Raw genomic sequence first — 16,636 nt, forward strand, 5'->3', positions numbered from 1 at the left:
AGGCGGGGGGACGCGCATTCTACAGCCCGGCGCCGGACGGGCCCGTCCTCATGCTGAAGGCAGCGCCCGGACGCGCGACGCCGGACCGTAACGGCCGGTCCGCTACAATGCCGCCCCCTTTCCGCCCGCCCGGCCGCCTCGCGCGCCGCACGGCCTTTCCCCTGGGACGCAACGATGAGCACCAACACCTCCTGGCACTACGAGAACTTCGAGCCGACCGGCTCGGCGATCGGCTATCGCATCACCAAGAAGCTGGACGAGGTGCAGTCGCCGTTCCAGAAGATCGAGATCTTCGAGAGCACCGACTGGGGCAACCTGATGCTCATCGACGGCGCGATGATGCTGACCACGAAGGACAATTTCTTCTATCACGAGATGATGTCCCACGCGGCGCTGTTCACCCACGCCGACCCGAAGAACGTCGTGATCATCGGCGGCGGCGACTGCGGCACGCTGCGCGAGGTGCTCAAGCACAAGGGCGTGCAGAAGGCCGTCCAGTGCGACATCGACGAGCAGGTCACGCGCATGGCCGAGAAGTGGTTCCCGGAACTGTGCGACGCCAACGACGATCCGCGCGCCACGCTGCTGTTCGACGACGGCATCGCCTACATGAAGAACTGCGAGCCGAACTCGCTGGACATCGTGATCGTGGATTCCACCGATCCGGTCGGCCCGGCAGAAGGCCTGTTCAACAAGGCGTTCTTCGAAAGCTGCTTCCGCGCGCTGAAGGACGACGGCATCCTGGTCCAGCAGTCCGAATCGCCGCTGATGCTGCTCTCGCTCATCAAGGAGATGCGCGCGGAGATGGGCAAGGCCGGTTTCACGACCTTCCAGACGCTGCCGTTCCCGCAGCCGTGCTACCCGACCGGCTGGTGGAGCTGCACGCTGGCGCGCAAGGGCCAGGGCTTCGACGTCCGCCAGGCCGACGCCCGCGCCAAGGATTTCGACACCAAGTACTACACCGCCGACATCCACCAGGGCGCGTCGAGCCTGCCGCCGTTCGTGGCGGCGGAGCTGGACGGCCGCTGATTCCGCGCCCACCCCGCTTCATTGAAAGCCCCGCGAAAGCGGGGCTTTTTTGTTGGAGCTCCCGCGCGACGTCTTGCACGCATATGCGGACTTTGTCGTGATCGCGGAACAGTGCGTGCGCCCGGGCCAAGGCGATCGTCCGCCGGCATGACATTAGTATTTCGATAACTGAACCCAACGGTTCACAGCCCCCGCCGCGCCGCCCTCCCCCGAGCACGACGCGCGTCGCCGGACCGCCCCGATGAATGCCAATGCCCTGCCGCAGGACCCCCGGTCCTTGCCGCCCGAAACCCGTTTGCTCAAGCGCGGCGAGCGCTTCCTGGAACCCGACGTTTACGTGATCGACGTGGACGGACGTCCGACCGTGGTCAAGGACTACGGCCGCTACCGACGCACGCTGCTGTCGCCGCTGGCGCGGCTGCTGGTGCGTCGCGAAGCGCGCGTGCTCGGCCGGCTGCGCGGCTGGCGACATGCACCGGCATTGCTGGGCACGATCGGCGGCCTCGCGCTGGGCATCGAGTTCATCCCCGGCGTCGCGCTGGGCGAAGTGGCGATGGAAGCCGGCTCGCACGTCTTCCAGCAGCTGCGCGGTGCGGTCGCCTCGCTGCACGCGGCGGGGATCACGCACAACGACCTGCACCCGGCCAACGTGCTGGTGTGCGGCACCACGCCGGTGCTGATCGATTTCACCTCCGCCATGCGCACGCCGCGCTGGCTGCGCTGGCTGCCCCTGGTGCGCGAACTGCGCCGCAGCGACCTGGCCAACGTGGTGAAGATGCGCCAGCGCCTGATCGGCGAGGCGCCGACGCCGCGGGAAGCGCAGATGCTGGCGCCACCGCGCTGGGTCGACGCCATCCGCCTGGGCTGGAAGCGGGTCTATCGCCGCCTCAAGGGCTGATCGCGACGGCCGGCGCAGCCGCTCTTTTCGTACGCTATCGTGGCGGCCACGAAGGGGGACTTCATGGATAACGGCCGTCGGGGCATCGTCCCGCTGTTCTGCCTGCTCGTCATGGCGGGCAGCGTCCACGCGGGATCGCGCGCGTCCGATGACGGAACGTGCTGGAAGGCCGTCTTCCACGAACAGCTCAGCGGCGAGGTCCGCGAGAAGACCAGCAGCGGCGGCCCCTACGGCTACACGTACAGCTACGAAGGCGATTTCCGCTGGGTCGGCGAGCCCAAGGCTGCGCCCGTCGCGCAGGAGTTCGTCTTCTGCTTTCGCGAACGCCTGGACGACGGCGGCACGCTGACCGTGGGCGGCAAGCGCATCGAACTGGGGCGAGTCGGTTCGGTGAAGTTGCCGCCGCTGCTCCACGAGACCGCGAGCTACAGCTACACGTCCGCGCGCGACGACCGCGATTTCCCGACCCTCTACGGCTCCTTCAGCACGCCGGGCAAGCCGGACAGCAGCCTGGAGATCCAGCTCGACCGCATCCGCAAGACCGTCACCGTCGTGGCGCGCACCGTCAACGGCGACAAGCCCGTCGCCAGCTTCATGCAGGGCGAAGCCGCGCCCGTGGAACGTTAGCGCGGCTCGCAGTTGGCCGATGCGGCGCTATCGCCGCATCACGGGTTGCAGCCGCAAGCGCGCGCGCACACTCGAGAGCGACCAGCCCAGGTTCATGCCCGCCGCCGCCACCAGGATGGCCGCCGCGCCCACGATCTGCGCCGGCTGCAGGCGGTGCCCATAGGCGAGAAAATCCACCAGCAGCGCCGACACCGGATAGAGGAAGGACAGCGCGCCGGTCACGTGCGTGGGCAGCTTCTGGATCGCGCCGTACAGCAGGATGTACATCAGGCCGGTGTGCACGACGCCCAGCGTGATCAGGAACGCCCAGGCGCGGCCATCGCCCGGCAGCGAATGGAAGTCGGTGAACGGTGCCAGCAGCAGCACGCCCACGCTGACCTGGATCAGCGCGACCAGATGCGGCGGCGTGCCCGCCAACCGCTTGGTCGCCAGCGTCGCCAAGGCGTAGAAGAACGCAGCGCCGAAGGCCAACGCGACGCCCTGCACGAACGCCGGCCCCAGCGCGCCGGCACCGGGTTTGCCCTGCACGATCAGCAGCACGCCGCTGAACGACACCGCCAGCCAGGCGACCTTCGTCCACGTCAGCCGCTCGCCCAGGAACAGCGCCCCCAGCAGCACGAGGATGAAGGGCTGGGTGTTGTAGACCGCCGTGGCGACGGAGATCGACGCCCGCGGAAAGGCCGCGAACAGCAGCGCCCAGTTGGCGACGATGGCCGCGCCGCCGGCGATCGCCAGCCCCCACTGCCGCAGGGTCAGGCGGCGGAACAGGCCCAGCGCCGCGCACACCAGCAGCAAGGTCGCCGCACCGAATGCGCAGCGCCAGAACACGACGCTGGCAACGGGCTGCCCCGATTCGACGACGAACCAGCCGATCGTGCCCAGGATGGTCATGGCGACGGTCATCTCGACCGCCCCGCGTGTCTGCGCTTGCATGGAGCCTGCCTCGTGTGGGGAGGCTTCAGGATGGACGGCGGCCCGGGGGCATTCCAGACGAATGGAAAGCCATACTCGCCTATGCGCCTTACAATCCAAGGCAAAACACGGACATGACCCGATGAATGCCCTCGACCCCGTCGACCAGCGCATCCTCCAGCGATTGCTGGAGAACGCACGCATCTCCATGAAGGACCTGGCGGCCGAGGTCGGGCTGTCGCCGCCCAGCGTGACCGAGCGCGTCCGGCGGCTGGAGGAGCGCGGCGTGATCCGCGGCTTCACCGTGGAGCTCAATCCGGCGGCGCTGGGTTATCCGATGCAGGCCATCGTGCGCATCCGCCCGCTGCCCGGAAAGCTGCACATCGTGCAGGAACTCATCCAGGGCATTCCCGAGTTCGGCGAATGCGACAAGGTCACGGGCGACGACTGCTACATCGCGCGGCTGTACGTGACGTCGATGGAAGAGCTCGACGGGCTGCTCGACCGCATCGCCGACAAGGCCGAAGCCAGCACGTCGATCGTGAAGTCGCAGCCGATCCGCCGACGCCCGCCGCCGTTGGGCGCGGGGGCCTGAGGCAAGGCGAAGACGTCAGGCCGTCGCGTCGGCCAGACGCAGACGCGTGCGGGCGCGGCGGTGTTCGCGCAGCTTGAGGAAGGGGCGCTCCACCGCGTAATGCAGCGCGGCCCCGCCCGCCAGCGTGGTGAGCGCGTACACCGCGAACGTCAGCAGCCCGCGCCCCGCGAGCACCTCGCCCCACGCCGTGTCCACGGCATGGAACACCAGCTTGTGGCTGAGGTAGAGGCTGTAGGAAATCCCCGCGATCCACGCCACGCCCGGCAACGACCAGCGCCCGATCCAGCTGCGCGTGCCCGCGCCTGCCACCACCAGGCAGGCGATCGCCGCCGACAGCACCGGCCAGCCGATCGAATTGCCCAGCAAACCCGTGCGCTCGCGGAACAACCAGAACGCCAGCGCCATGCCCAGCAGGCCGATCACGGCGAAGGCATTCTCGCGCGCGGTCATGCGCTCCCATGTCGCCGGCCGGTACACCGCGATCGTCGCCAGCACGACGCCCATCAGCAGGCCATCGAGGCGGCACCACGTCGGGTAGTAGAGGTCCTCGACGAACCACGGTCCCGGCCGATCCAGCGCGTCGTTGTGCAGCCAGACCCCGGCACGCCAGGCGATGCCGGCGACGACCACCAGCACGCACACGCCCACGAACTTCGCCATCGACGGCCGGCGCGACAACGCCCAGGCCAGCGCCGGGAACACCAGATAGAAATGTTCCTCCACGCACAGCGACCACGCGTGCGAGAACGCCTGCTGCGTGCCGTAATCGACCAGCAGGTTGAACGTGAACGTGGCGAACTGCCACCACGGCGCCATCCCGGGTGCTTCACGCCACGCCGGGAACGCGAGGTAGATCGCCAGCACCGCCGCGAACGCCGGCAGGATCCGCCACGCGCGCCGCGCGTAGAAATCGCCGAACGACAGCGCCTCGCCGCGCGCCAGCGGCGCCAGCACCTGGCGCCCGATCAGGAAGCCGCTGAGGACGAAGAAAATGTCCACGCCCATCCAGCCGTAGCGCTCGAGCCATTTGAAATCGGGCCCGAGTCCGCCGACGAGGAAGGAGTGGAACAGCATCACCCAGACCACGGCGATGGCGCGCAGGAGATCGAGTCCGGGAAGACGCTGCATGAAGTCCGTTTCGTGGCGATCGCGTCGTGCGCGGGGCGCTCACTCTGCGCAGGAATGCTTCGCGCGACAAGCGTCGCGATGTCGCACGACGGGAACCGCCGCGCGGCCTAGAGCGCGTCGCCGTCCATCTCGCCGGTGCGGATGCGCACCGCGCGCTCCAGGTCCCACACGAAGATCTTGCCGTCGCCGATCTTGCCGGTGCCGGCGGCCTTCATGATCGCCTCCACCACGGCATCGACCTGCTCGTCGGTGACGGCGACCTCCAGCTTGATCTTGGGCAGGAAGTCCACGACGTATTCAGCGCCGCGGTAGAGCTCGGTGTGGCCCTTCTGGCGCCCGAAGCCCTTGACCTCGGTGGCGGTGATGCCGGCCACGCCGGCCTCGGCGAGCGCCTCGCGCACGTCGTCGAGCTTGAACGGCTTGATCACCGCCATGACCATCTTCATCGCATTCACCTCCGGGCTATCGGCGGGAGGATAGCGAAGGACCGTGCCGGAGGGGATGCCCTGCGGTAGAGTGGAACCCACTTTCGGACTTCCCCCACACGCCGACGCGACCCACGCCGACGGCGCCCTCACGGCCCAGCCCGCACTCTGCGGGTAACGCCCGAGGACCTTTCCCTCATGATCGACCTGAACCCCATCGACGACCTCGCCCGCCGCCTGAGTTCCCTGGTTCCACCCAGCGTGCGCGAGAGCCGCGAAGAGCTGCAGCAGAACTTCAAGGCCGTGCTGCAATCCGGCCTGGCCAAGCTCGACCTGGTCACCCGGGAGGAGTTCGAGGTGCAGCGCGCGGTGCTCCTGCGTACGCGCGAGAAGCTGGAAGAACTGCAGCGCACCGTGGCCGAACTCGAAGCCCAGCTCGGCCAGTCCACGCCGCCGCGCCACTAAGCGGTTTCCACCATGAATCTCGCACTCGTGCACAGCCGTGCGCGATCGGGTGTGCGTGCGCCTGCGGTTCGGGTCGAAGTGCACCTGGCGGGCGGCTTGCCGGCCATGTCCATCGTTGGCCTGCCCGAAGCGGCGGTGCGCGAAGCGAAGGATCGCGTGCGCGCGGCGATCCTGTGCGCGCAGTTCGAATTTCCGGCGCGGCGCATCACCGTCAACCTCGCCCCCGCCGACCTGCCCAAGGAAGGCGGCCGCTTCGACCTGCCCATCGCCCTGGGCCTGCTGGCGGCCAGCGGGCAGATTCCACTGGAGTCGCTGGCGGACTGCGAGTTCCTCGGCGAGCTCGCCCTCACCGGCGAGCTGCGCGCGGTGGACGGCGTGCTCCCCGCCGCGCTCGCGGCCGGCGACGCCGGTCGGAAGTTGATCGTTCCCGTCGCCAACGGCGCGGAGGCCGCGCTGGCCGGCCGCGTCGAGGTGCGACCCGCGCGCACGCTGCTGGAAGTCTGTGCCCACCTGACGGCGCGCAAGGCCTTGCCGTTCGCGCAGGCGCCCGCGCTGGAACGCCGGCTCGGCCCGGACCTCGCCGACGTGCGCGGCCAGGCGCAGGCGCGGCGCGCGCTGGAAGTTGCGGCCGCCGGCGGGCATCACCTGTTGCTGGTCGGGCCGCCCGGCTGCGGCAAGACGCTATTGGCCTCGCGCCTGCCGGGCCTGTTGCCGGAGGCCAGTGAGGAAGAAGCGCTGGAAGCGGCGGCCATCGCGTCCGTGAGCGGGCGCGGCCTCGACCCGGCGCGCTGGCGCGAGCGTCCGTTCCGGTCGCCCCACCACACCGCGAGCGCGGTCGCGCTGGTCGGCGGTGGTGCGCAGCCGCGGCCCGGCGAGATTTCCTGGCCCACCAGGGCGTGCTCTTCCTCGACGAATTCGAGCTTTTACAATTGTCTGGATTCTGTCACACAATACCATTTTCCATATAAGTCAGACGGTTAAGAGCCGTCCATCGGCCAAATCGCCATGACAATTGTCACCCCGCCCCTATGCTTCGTTGGCTTCCCTCGCCGGGCAATTGACCCCGCGCTTGTCGAGAGGGCACTCGGCGCGGCGGTCAACGAGCGAGATCGAAGCGATATTGACCGGCTGCTATTCCGGCTGAACGTGTATCTCGACCTGACCGGCCGAACACTCAGCGACGCTAATGCTGGGACACCCAAATGGACGGAAATATGGACCGCCTTCGCCGGCGCCTTGGCGAGTGGCCGACTCGGGCCGCACGACAAGAGCCTCTCCCGACACTTTCGAGTGACGTTGGAGGCACTCGGGGATACCGACACCGCAGTTGATTGGACATACGGCAAGACATTCTTGAACGAAGCGGGGCACCTCGCCCCCTGGATCGCCTCATTCCGTGACGAGCACATCGGCCACGTCAAGGCTGACTTCTGGTCAGGCTGGGTGATTACAAACAAGCGCGACGCGCCCTTCCACCTCCGCCTTTACGGCATGTTCGAACGTCTCGGTCCTGAGTTCACAACCGAGCTTGTCGATGCCGCCTCCACATACTTTCGGACGCGGAGCCTCGATCAAATCGATGCCATCAACGCATTGTCAGAGTTCGTAGCCGCTTATCCACCACCACTGGATACCCGCAGCTTTCGCGACAGCGAATGGCTTGAAATCTTCGTAACTCAGTTCATGGTCTCGTACTTCACGGCAGGCGCTCAAGCGAAGCACAACCTCACAACCATACATGCTCGCTGGGGGTGGTTCTGCGATTTCATGGAGGGGCACGTTCTCGGGAGGATCTGGGGGAGCCTGATCCATGGAATGCCACGGCCTCGTATAAAGAAGCCGAAAGGCGCTCATTTAAATGTCAGAACATCAGCCTCCGGAGAGTTGGTCAAGGCAAAGCTGATCACTGAAGTCCCCCTGGAGATCACTGATCACGAAGCCCTGCAACGGATCTGGGACCAGATACGCTCAGAAGTCGACTCGATTGTTCGATGGGCACGCTCCGAGGCAGACGCGGCATGGCAGAGACACTTGTCACGCCTAGAGCTTGAAGACGTAGGCGTCGCCACTGTGCCCACGCCGAAGAAAGGGCCGAGATCGGGCAAGCGTAAACGCGTTACACGTGAGAATCCTGACTACCCCGCACACGCTGCCGCGACGTTCAAGGCTTACGGCTTCAATCCTTCTGATCCAGTCAACCGACCCGAAGTAATCTACGCAGACCGCATACAGACGGCTTGGGATCTCGGCCTTCCATCCCGCGAAGTTCTTGTTGCGCACGCAGCTCTGCTTATAGAAAAGTATCCCTGCATCACATGTGCATACCTCAAAGACCTCCAGCTGTTCGACGACAGGGGAAGGCTCAACGGGTATCGGCGTTTGGGCGATGCGGGGTGGTGCCTCAGCGGCCTCAAACGCCGAAGAGGCGCAGAACTTGCCCAGATGGACGTGCCTCTGGACTCCGAGGCTAATGAGCTTGTTCGTCGCTTGATCAAGCTGACCGAACCTCTTCGCCAGTACCTTCGAAGGAGCGGGAACGACGATTGGCGATACTTGTTCCTCAGTGCCCACACCATGGGCGCTCAGCCAACGCGCTTCATGCCCGACCAGAACTGCAATGTCATGGTTCCATGGCTCACTACGCGCCTTGAAGAGATGGGCCTAGCCGGCGATGTTGCACACAGTTTGGCTACGCGGTTCACGCTAACTCGCCTTCGCGCAAGCTGTGGGGCGTTAGTCTATTTTGAATCGGAAAGCGTAGATGAAATGGCAAAGGCATTGGGTCACGCGAGACACAGCGCAGCCCTGCTCGATCACTACCTGCCGCGGCCGCTTCAGGACTTCTTTGTCGAGCGATGGATTCGCATCATGCAAGAAGGTCTCGTCTGCGAGGCCATGAAGGACTCAGAACTTCTACTTGAGGTGTCGACTTTTCAGTCGATGAAACAGCTCAACACGTTCCTGACAAACCATGCGATCAAGCATCTGCCTGCACATCTGGTCGACCCAGACTGCGGACTGCAGGATGCCGGAGACACAGCAAGCGACCCTATCTTGGATAGCAAGATTGTCTTCAGCATTTCACCTTCCGTCTTGCGTTGCCTACTCGAAGTTCAGAAGGCCGTGCACACTGCCACAGGTCCTGTTGGCACACGGGCACGCCGATGGTGCGGTATTGCAGATAGGCTCATACCTCACATCGAGCAAGACGACGTCTTAGCGAGCATATTGCGTGTTGCTGAACGCTTGCCCGCCCCTGCGAACATTGAGGATCTTATTCTTGACTAAGTCCTCCCCTCTGTATGTTACCGACTGGAGCGCATTCGAGCTTCCGGAGCAGCTCCATCATCTTCGAGCCTTCCTCCCAGGCATAACGCACCAGTACCGGTCGGCTCCCTGGCTGGAAGACTATGAAAGCGAGGTATGGAACGTCCTTCTCCATTACCATTTCACGATCGACTGGCGAATCCCCGTCGGACAGGACGGTGAACTGCTTACTTCACCGAAGCATGCGGAACTCTGGACCACGCTGCGCAGCTGGCTCGTCCTGCAAACGCACCGGCATGCGGCAGGTCGCGTCGACTACGCGCCTAAGGCTGCTTACAACTCATTGCGATGCGTCCTTGTAGTCATCGACTATCTGCTTATCAATGCCGAGACTTCAGGGTTGGCGCGCTTTGGCCTCGCGGGGTTGAGCGCGAACTATTGGCATGCCCTTGTCTCGACGATTATCGAGGAGGGAAACAACGATATATCCGTTTATCGATGGCCCAAGCTGTTGACCATCTGGCTTCGCCAGAAGACAGAATCGCTTACCGAGGAAGAAGTGGCCGCCACGATTGCGAAACAGACAGACCTTTCGGATTGTCGAAACATCGACAGTCGAATGACTCAGCTGACCGATGCCGAGGTAGTGAGGGCGCGTGTCTGGCTGTGGAATGCCGGTCTGTATAAGGAGCAACGACAGAACGCCGACGGAAGGTACACGCCCAACATCGCGGCGCTGGCGCGAATGCTCTATCCCCATACGCTCGCCGGTCACAACGGTCGCTTCGGGGTGCCTCAGGAACTTCTTATTGGGGAGCGGAGCACGAGAACGCGCGAACTCCCCATCAGTAAGAAAGTGGTGACACCGGAGCGCGGCTGGACTCGAGCATACGGTACGAAGTTCGCTACCACCGTTAGTACATTAGCCTTGCTTAATAGGGAGGGATTCGTCGCCCCTGAGTTCGACCGGGAGGAATTGCTAGCCACCGGGCGTTCGGTCGAGGCCCGTGCCGCAGGCCGCCATCGAACACTACCCTGTTCCGTAGTCTTTCACGGACTGAATCGAGCGATTGAGTACGTCGTCATGCACGGCGAAGACCTCGTGGACAGCTTCGTCTCGCTTGCGAGGCGTGCCCACATCACTGGCCGCTCAATCACGACGTATGCAGACCTGAATGACATCACGCCTCACCTCACGTGGGGCGCGCGTCAGCTAGGGGTCACTCGGTGGAGTGTAGATCGAACGTCGGAGGGGTCCGTCTTGACGCGCGATCTCCCCGCCAATGACTATTTTCAGCAACTCCGAGATAACGTCGGACTTTGGGACTGCATGCAAGTGCTCGGGGGCGCCTGCAAAGTAGTCGTTGGCTCCCTCATGGCGCGCCGACTGAAGGAGCTAAGTGATCTTGAGGCTGGAAACTGCCTCGATGCTTCCGGAACACGCCTAATCTTTCATAAGGGGAAGAGTGGTCACGGCACGTACCGGGAGCGGGAAGCGCGCCCGATTCACCCCATCGGAGCGAGATGCGTGAAGCTACTTGAAGGCATGCAAAGCTTGCTAGTGCATGCTGGAGCACTTAACGCCTACTCGGGCTTGTTCCGCGCGCCCGGCATCGCCAGCGGAGCTGGGGTTCTCACCAGCAACAAGCATGCTTCTCGCTACTATGAAAATGTCGATCTCTTCTGCGATTACGCACAGATGCCGTGCGACCACGCCGGTGCACGCTACTACATCCGGCAGCATCAGTTGCGGCGCTGGTTCGCGATGATGTTCTTTTGGGGGAACAGTTTTGGCGGCGTTGAAACACTCCGCTGGTTCCTAGGACACACAGACCAGCAGCATCTCTATTACTACATCACAGAGTCCACGCCCGGCACTGTGCTGTTGAGCGTTTCAGCAGAATGGGCGGTTGAGGCGATGCGCCGGTCCGCACCTGAGACAGACTCGCTAGCTGCGGCCGTGCTCGAGCATTTCGGGGCTACAAGCTTTCACGTTCTCGAGCATGACGTCGTCGAGGCCTACGTAAGCGGACTTCTGGAAGAACGGAAGGTGGCGATCGAACCGGTGTTCCTGGATAGAGGGCGCGCGTGCCGAATTGCGGTTCGTCTTTCATCCTTGTCCTAAGGAGCCTTCGTGAACGAAACCACTGGTCTTACATCAGTCAAGGCACTTGCGCAGTTGCTTAACGATCTCATTAAGGAGCCAGCTGCTTACGTGGACGATGCCAAGCTCCTACTTGCCCTGAAGTCTCAGGGCGCACTGGCCGCGTTTGAGAACCCACAGCGAAAGATCGTCCCGATGAGTTTGAACCACCAGAAGAAGCTGGCGATGGACATCGAGGGAGGTTTCGAGAGGATCGACGGCTTGCGTCGCGAGGCTCGGACCGTGATTGCAAAGTGTTCCAAGCAAAGCAATGAAGCCAGGAAGGACAGCAGAGCTGGACTTGAAGCTCGTTATGCGATCCTCAGGGGGGAACTGCAGGTCCGGAACGAGGACATGTTAACGCTACACCGCGCATACATGCTCCGCTGTAAGCAGGCCCGGCTGTACGCACGCAGGGCTGGCGACGCGACCTTGGCCTTATGCGATCGGGAACAAGAGGAAATGGATCGATTGCTGAGCTTGATGCGCCGACATAGCGGCAACGTGATCAGCCTTGCAGAAAGAAAGGGGCGGCGCGATGGAACCCCGTAAGCACCAATTGTACAAGCGTGTCTCGCCCAACTTTTGCCTGCCGCATTACGTAACGGAGCGCAATGAGGTGAGAACGACTCCCGCGGGAGGATTCCCGGTCGTCAGATGGCCCGATGGCAGCTATTGTTTCGAAGCCAATCAGCATTTGCTTGATCTTCGGATGCGAAGGGTTCTGAGTAGCGGCTCACTAGTGATGAAGGCATCACAGATAAGTCATCTGCTTCGCTTCTGTTGGCGCCGTCGAATCTCACCGCTATCGTTGACCGACTCTAATTTCACCGACTTTGTTAAAGGGCTTACGCCGAAATGCAAGCCGGGGAGTTTTCAACGCCGCCCTCGCAGCGATACAACCGTGAACAGCATCGCACGCTCCTCCCTAGATTTCCTGCACGGTCTGAGCTTGCATGCCTCGATAGAAGGCTTCTTGGGACCGAACGGCCAGATCCTCGCCGAACAGCGCCAGATGAAGCGGCGAACGCCTTCCGGGCGCATTGTCAGCATATCCTACTGGCACCATAGCTCGCTCCCGACCCCAGATCCGAAGGTGCGACGACTCCCTATCTCGTCGTCGGCAATTGATCAGCTCCGGGGCACTGTGATCTCGATAGCAAGAAAGAGGCTCGATTCGCCCAAGCTCCGCTCTACCTCGCGCTACCAGGTCCTCCATACCAGGGCACGGAATTTGTTGATCGTCGACTTGCTTGAAGCTACTGGCGCCCGCATTGGCGAGATAGCTCTAATCAAAATATCCGATGTCCGCAAGGCCGAACGAATGGAGTATCCGCTGCTCCGCGTGCCTACGCTCAAGGGCGGACGCGAGAGGCGAGTGCCCATACTGCACGCCGAACTGAGGCTCATTCGAGAGTACGTAGATTTCTATCGTGCTCCACTTTTACGGTCGCGCGCAGCGAAGATTGGCGAGCACGACTATCTCCTCGTATCACGTTTTGGCACCCCAATTCTGGCCGCCACACTGAGTAATGTTTTTGGCGCCATTCGTCGCGACTCCGGCATATCGGAGCAAGCCTGCGCCCATATGTTCCGACACCGGTTTATCACGAAGCTGTTCGTCCGACTCATTCAAGAGCACAACTTCAAAAATCAAGATGACTTTCGGCGAAGGCTGCTGGACACTGAATCGTTCAAGCTTAAAGTCATGGAATGGACTGGTCATCGCAGCCTTCTGAGCCTGAATCATTACATACATCTGGCGTTCGAAGAGATTGCGGGTTTCACCGAGACCACCGATGCGGTTACCGCATCCAAGGTTGTCCAGACTGTTCGGTCTAAGGTCCAGCTGGAACTGGCGGCCTTGGCTGGCGGAGCTGAAGCTTCTAAGGAAGCGCTCAACCGAATAAGTCGACTTCTAGAGGCCGCAGATCGCGACCTAGCGAAGCTTTCGTAATCTGACTGAGAGCGTCCGGCAATCGGCCTTGTGGTTCGTCCACGGTAGCGTAGACCGGATTGAAAGGTAACCTTGTGGCCGCACAGACTTTAGATCTCGCTGCAGACCTATCGTCCATGGAGGCCGGACGTAAGGCCCTGAAAGTGTTCTTTCGCATCGCCAAGGCATGGCGCCTAAGCAGCTCTGAAGAGATGGCATTGCTTGGCATAGGCAACTGCACCTATCTTGATTGGAAGACTGGAAGGCTCCACGAAGGCCTAGATGGAACGGCATTGGAAAGGCTGTCGCATTTGTTCGGAATCTACTCATGCCTCCAGCTCTTGCTTCCCATTCCGGAGCGTGCTGACGCCTGGATTCGACGTCCAAACTCCGCTCCGCCTTTCGCGGGAAACAGCGCGCTACATCGAATGCTTGGCGGTCACATCTCAGATCTCATCGCCGTTCGTGAGTATCTTCACGCACAGCGAGACGGCGCCCCCTCTGATTGAACTCGGCACTTAAGGCCGTTGCAGCGTCACTCTGTATCGCTTCCTAGCACTTGTCGCTACACATTGATGACGAAGTTCGGATCAAACACCAGATTGTCCGGTCGCCCTGATGCTCGGTTGGGGTAACCTAGAGGATTGCATACGACACGGCCTTGGCCAATTTGGTAGTCCACTGGAGAGTGTGTGTGGCCATGGATCCAGAGATCCGTCCGCTCGACTAAGTGATCGAGATTCGATGCAAAGGCCGCCGAGAGTTCCATGCCGCGATACTGCTTCGCTACGGATCGCCGTGACGGAGCCATATGCGTTATTACCACCGTGCTCCCGTTGAATGGTCGTGATAGGGCAGCTTCCAACCAAGCAACGTCAGCGCGATGGATGGATTCCGTGTCTGATGTCTGCAGACACTGATCGGATCGGTTCGAGCGCCGGATTCTCCGATAGTCATTCATTCGCGCCCCGGCTTCGATCACTGCTTCGGCGTATCGCTGGTCGCCATAGAGCCGGAAGTCCGTCCATAGCGTGGCCCCCAGGAACCGCGTGTTGCCAATCACAACTTCAGTGCGATTGAGGTGCCGCACGTGATTCGTCCTCGAGCACGCAACATCGATCTCTGCATGAAGCTGCTGCAGATCTCGGCCGTAGGCTTCGTGGTTGCCGTGCACATAGAGGACAGGCACATCGCGAAACAACTCTTCTGCCCACACTACAGCTCGATCGCCCATATCGATGTCGCCCGCAAGCACGACGACGTCGGGGCGAGAGTTGAGAGGGTCAATCACCGGGAAATGGTCGACCTGCCCCTCGTAACGTGTCTCCTCGCGGAACCAGACTTCGCGGTGCAGATCCGACATGACCAAAAGTCTCACAAGGCACCCACGCGTAGTGCTACATAGGGGTCGATCATACTCCCGAGCGGAGCTAGCCAACGCTGCCGAAGTAGCACGGCTCTGCCTGGTTCGGAATGAGCCGCCGCGAGCGTAGCATGCACGGCAGCGATGGGCAGGTGAGACGGTTTCGGTACGGAAACTACGCGGCAGCTCGCGGCGCGACGCATCGCTCTTTGGGCGCATGCGCGCATGCGCGCATGCTTCGAACAATAGCGCGCCAAAATCTAGATGGGCCGTCGGCAGATGAGGTGTCCGGAGCTTAATCGCGCGTGGAGGCCGAAGCTGGGCATGAAGCGAGCGCACTCGGCACCGGGATACGGCGGACGGAATCACCTGCCCCCTCCAGCCTCATGACCTGAATCGAGCAGCCGGCGCCGTTCCACGCGGACGTGACTTCGTAGTTCTGATCGGCCTGTGGCACAAAGCTGTGCGCCACGTAGCAATTCGCAGAGCGGCTAGTGTTTGGCATTCCGGTTCCAGGAACGCCCGGAATGGTCATTCCGGTATAGAACGAGAAGCCCGCCGTGATCGGCCGATCAGCACGCGCGGCGATTTCCACATAATGCTTAGGCATTGGCAGCGCTTTGGGCATACCGAGATCGCGCTTGCGCTGGCCGCCCATCTGCGGGCCAGCCGGATAGCCGCTGCCGGGCACCGTGTAGGCGGCACATGTGCTATCGGGATAGACCTTGACGTTGCGCGAGCCAATCAGTCGGATGCGGGCTAATGGCCCGTCGGCCGGCTCCGCGTAGGCCGAGAGTTCGCTCTTGATGGTGCTTTTGACAAAGCACCCCGACATTAGACCGGCGACAGCGATGGCGAGTGTGACAACCGAAATCCGGCTACGAGTTAACGTACTGCTCATGCTAGCTTCCATTCTACGTTTGTGAAGCAACCCGCTTGGCCACTCTTTTTGAGCGCGCATGGCAAAGCGCTAAAAAGACGACCCAGAACAGTAGCCAAGCCAGGATCCAGCCGAACGGGTTGCCTATTGCGCGCATGAGAACGGGCGCGGCATACAGGCCCGTCACGGGACACGCGGAGAAGATTGCAAACCCGCCCGATATGAGGAGGAGCCTCAGCACGAACATCACTTCACCCGCCTTATGAGAACGAGGTTGCCCTATCAGCATTGGAACCTTAGCGGAATCAGCTTTTCGTTCGTCCAAGGAACGCCATTAGCGGCGAATATTGAGCATATTTCCTCGCTGAAGCTGGCGATCTCACACTCTTCCTCAGGGTTTTCAGTTTCTGAAAAGTACTTCCTTACCAAAGCTTCGCCGACCGTCGTGCAGAAAAGCTGAGGTTCCAGCCAAATCCCCATGTCAAGATCGTGCTGTCGCTTGTCTTGGTCGCCAGGTAGGAATTTCCTATTCTGATCAACACGTGCTAATTCCCCAACGAACTCTTCTATGCCATGCAGGCCGGCTTGCTCCCCCAATCCTCAGGAGTAATCGTGATCAAACCGCATTTCAAACTTCGGTAGATCATATCTTTTTGATAGTTGCTCTGATGCACGCGAGTACGGTGGGTAGTCAGGAAGACCTTCGCCTCCGAAGCCAAAGAAACATACGGGCATTTCGCTAAGCGTCAGCGTATTCAGGATAAAAGCCAAGTGCTTAGCAATTTCCTTCGGCATTGCATTCACAGGCTTTCTCCCGGACCAGTTGCTCCCGTGAGCGGGAACTTCAATTTCAATTCCTTCTTGGGCCCACCATTCATCTGATTGATCCCAGGCCCATTAATATCGACGGAGGCTGTTGTTGTCTTTGTACTACCACTTGCCTGTCCCGCAGGACGATAGGACACCCA

16 protein-coding genes and 1 pseudogene are annotated in these 16,636 nt (G+C 61.9%); 11 read left to right on the top strand and 6 right to left on the bottom strand.

The genetic code is table 11. From position 1 onward, the window contains the following. Positions 1–174 precede the first annotated feature (174 nt). The 3 genes from speE to AAFF32_RS02045 all read left to right on the top strand — a co-directional run bounded on the left by speE (position 175) and on the right by AAFF32_RS02045 (position 2,554). Positions 175–1,029 carry a polyamine aminopropyltransferase gene (gene speE / locus AAFF32_RS02035; protein ID WP_342316307.1) on the top strand — a complete coding sequence of 285 codons (855 nt, stop codon included), beginning with the start codon at positions 175–177 and terminating at the stop codon, positions 1,027–1,029. Positions 1,030–1,270: 241 nt separating this feature from the next. Then, positions 1,271–1,927 carry a phosphotransferase gene (locus AAFF32_RS02040; protein WP_216965278.1) on the top strand — a complete coding sequence of 219 codons (657 nt, stop codon included), beginning with the start codon at positions 1,271–1,273 and terminating at the stop codon, positions 1,925–1,927. Between the two features lie 63 nt (positions 1,928–1,990). Then, positions 1,991–2,554 carry a hypothetical protein gene (locus tag AAFF32_RS02045; protein WP_216965276.1) on the top strand — a complete coding sequence of 188 codons (564 nt, stop codon included), beginning with the start codon at positions 1,991–1,993 and terminating at the stop codon, positions 2,552–2,554. A gap of 27 nt (positions 2,555–2,581) precedes the next feature. Here AAFF32_RS02045 and AAFF32_RS02050 read toward each other — a convergent pair whose 3' ends face one another. Then, on the bottom strand, positions 2,582–3,487 hold the full coding sequence (locus AAFF32_RS02050) for a DMT family transporter (protein ID WP_342316308.1): 906 nt from the start codon (positions 3,485–3,487) through the stop codon (positions 2,582–2,584). A gap of 121 nt (positions 3,488–3,608) precedes the next feature. On the opposite strand from AAFF32_RS02050, the gene AAFF32_RS02055 reads away from it, so the two are divergent. Beyond that, positions 3,609–4,061 carry an Lrp/AsnC family transcriptional regulator gene (locus AAFF32_RS02055; protein ID WP_342316309.1) on the top strand — a complete coding sequence of 151 codons (453 nt, stop codon included), beginning with the start codon at positions 3,609–3,611 and terminating at the stop codon, positions 4,059–4,061. A gap of 15 nt (positions 4,062–4,076) precedes the next feature. On the opposite strand, the gene AAFF32_RS02060 is transcribed toward AAFF32_RS02055, so the two are convergent. Continuing rightward, positions 4,077–5,189: an acyltransferase gene (locus tag AAFF32_RS02060; protein WP_342316310.1), complete on the bottom strand. Its 1,113-nt coding sequence runs from the start codon at positions 5,187–5,189 to the stop codon at positions 4,077–4,079. Between the two features lie 107 nt (positions 5,190–5,296). Beyond that, entirely contained in the window at positions 5,297–5,635 is a 339-nt protein-coding gene (locus AAFF32_RS02065) for a P-II family nitrogen regulator (RefSeq protein WP_158983665.1), read from the bottom strand. 177 nt (positions 5,636–5,812) lie between these two features. Here AAFF32_RS02065 and AAFF32_RS02070 point away from each other — a divergent pair, with 177 nt between their 5' ends. The 7 genes and pseudogenes from AAFF32_RS02070 to AAFF32_RS02100 all read left to right on the top strand — a co-directional run bounded on the left by AAFF32_RS02070 (position 5,813) and on the right by AAFF32_RS02100 (position 13,934). Next, positions 5,813–6,079 carry an accessory factor UbiK family protein gene (locus AAFF32_RS02070; protein WP_216965269.1) on the top strand — a complete coding sequence of 89 codons (267 nt, stop codon included), beginning with the start codon at positions 5,813–5,815 and terminating at the stop codon, positions 6,077–6,079. A 12-nt stretch (positions 6,080–6,091) separates the two neighbouring features. After that, a pseudogene (locus AAFF32_RS02075) lies at positions 6,092–6,993 on the top strand (YifB family Mg chelatase-like AAA ATPase); the annotation flags it as partial. Between the two features lie 91 nt (positions 6,994–7,084). Further along, on the top strand, positions 7,085–9,367 hold the full coding sequence (locus AAFF32_RS02080; protein WP_342316311.1) for a hypothetical protein: 2,283 nt from the start codon (positions 7,085–7,087) through the stop codon (positions 9,365–9,367). Then, a complete protein-coding gene (locus AAFF32_RS02085; RefSeq protein WP_342316312.1) occupies positions 9,360–11,471 on the top strand; it encodes a hypothetical protein in 2,112 nt (703 codons plus the stop codon). The genes AAFF32_RS02080 and AAFF32_RS02085 overlap by 8 nt, the downstream gene beginning before the upstream one ends. Before the next feature lie 9 nt (positions 11,472–11,480). After that, the gene (locus AAFF32_RS02090) at positions 11,481–12,041 is read left to right on the top strand and encodes a hypothetical protein (RefSeq protein ID WP_342316313.1); all 561 of its coding nucleotides are present in this window, start codon (positions 11,481–11,483) and stop codon (positions 12,039–12,041) included. A gap of 352 nt (positions 12,042–12,393) precedes the next feature. Next, positions 12,394–13,446, top strand: coding sequence for a tyrosine-type recombinase/integrase (locus tag AAFF32_RS02095; RefSeq protein WP_342316314.1), 1,053 nt, complete (start codon positions 12,394–12,396; stop codon positions 13,444–13,446). 191 nt (positions 13,447–13,637) lie between these two features. Further along, positions 13,638–13,934 carry an antitoxin Xre/MbcA/ParS toxin-binding domain-containing protein gene (locus tag AAFF32_RS02100; RefSeq protein ID WP_342317196.1) on the top strand — a complete coding sequence of 99 codons (297 nt, stop codon included), beginning with the start codon at positions 13,638–13,640 and terminating at the stop codon, positions 13,932–13,934. 56 nt (positions 13,935–13,990) lie between these two features. Here AAFF32_RS02100 and AAFF32_RS02105 read toward each other — a convergent pair whose 3' ends face one another. The 3 genes from AAFF32_RS02105 to AAFF32_RS02115 form a co-directional block, all read right to left on the bottom strand. Next, positions 13,991–14,788 (bottom strand): metallophosphoesterase, encoded by a 798-nt coding sequence (locus AAFF32_RS02105; RefSeq protein WP_342316315.1) that lies wholly within the window; start codon positions 14,786–14,788, stop codon positions 13,991–13,993. Positions 14,789–15,083: 295 nt separating this feature from the next. After that, the gene (locus AAFF32_RS02110) at positions 15,084–15,689 is read right to left on the bottom strand and encodes a hypothetical protein (protein WP_342316316.1); all 606 of its coding nucleotides are present in this window, start codon (positions 15,687–15,689) and stop codon (positions 15,084–15,086) included. A gap of 261 nt (positions 15,690–15,950) precedes the next feature. Further along, the gene (locus AAFF32_RS02115) at positions 15,951–16,148 is read right to left on the bottom strand and encodes a hypothetical protein (protein ID WP_342316317.1); all 198 of its coding nucleotides are present in this window, start codon (positions 16,146–16,148) and stop codon (positions 15,951–15,953) included. Between the last annotated feature and the right edge of the window lie 488 nt (positions 16,149–16,636).

This window comes from Lysobacter sp. FW306-1B-D06B (assembly GCF_038446665.1).
Lineage (GTDB): Bacteria > Pseudomonadota > Gammaproteobacteria > Xanthomonadales > Xanthomonadaceae > Lysobacter_J.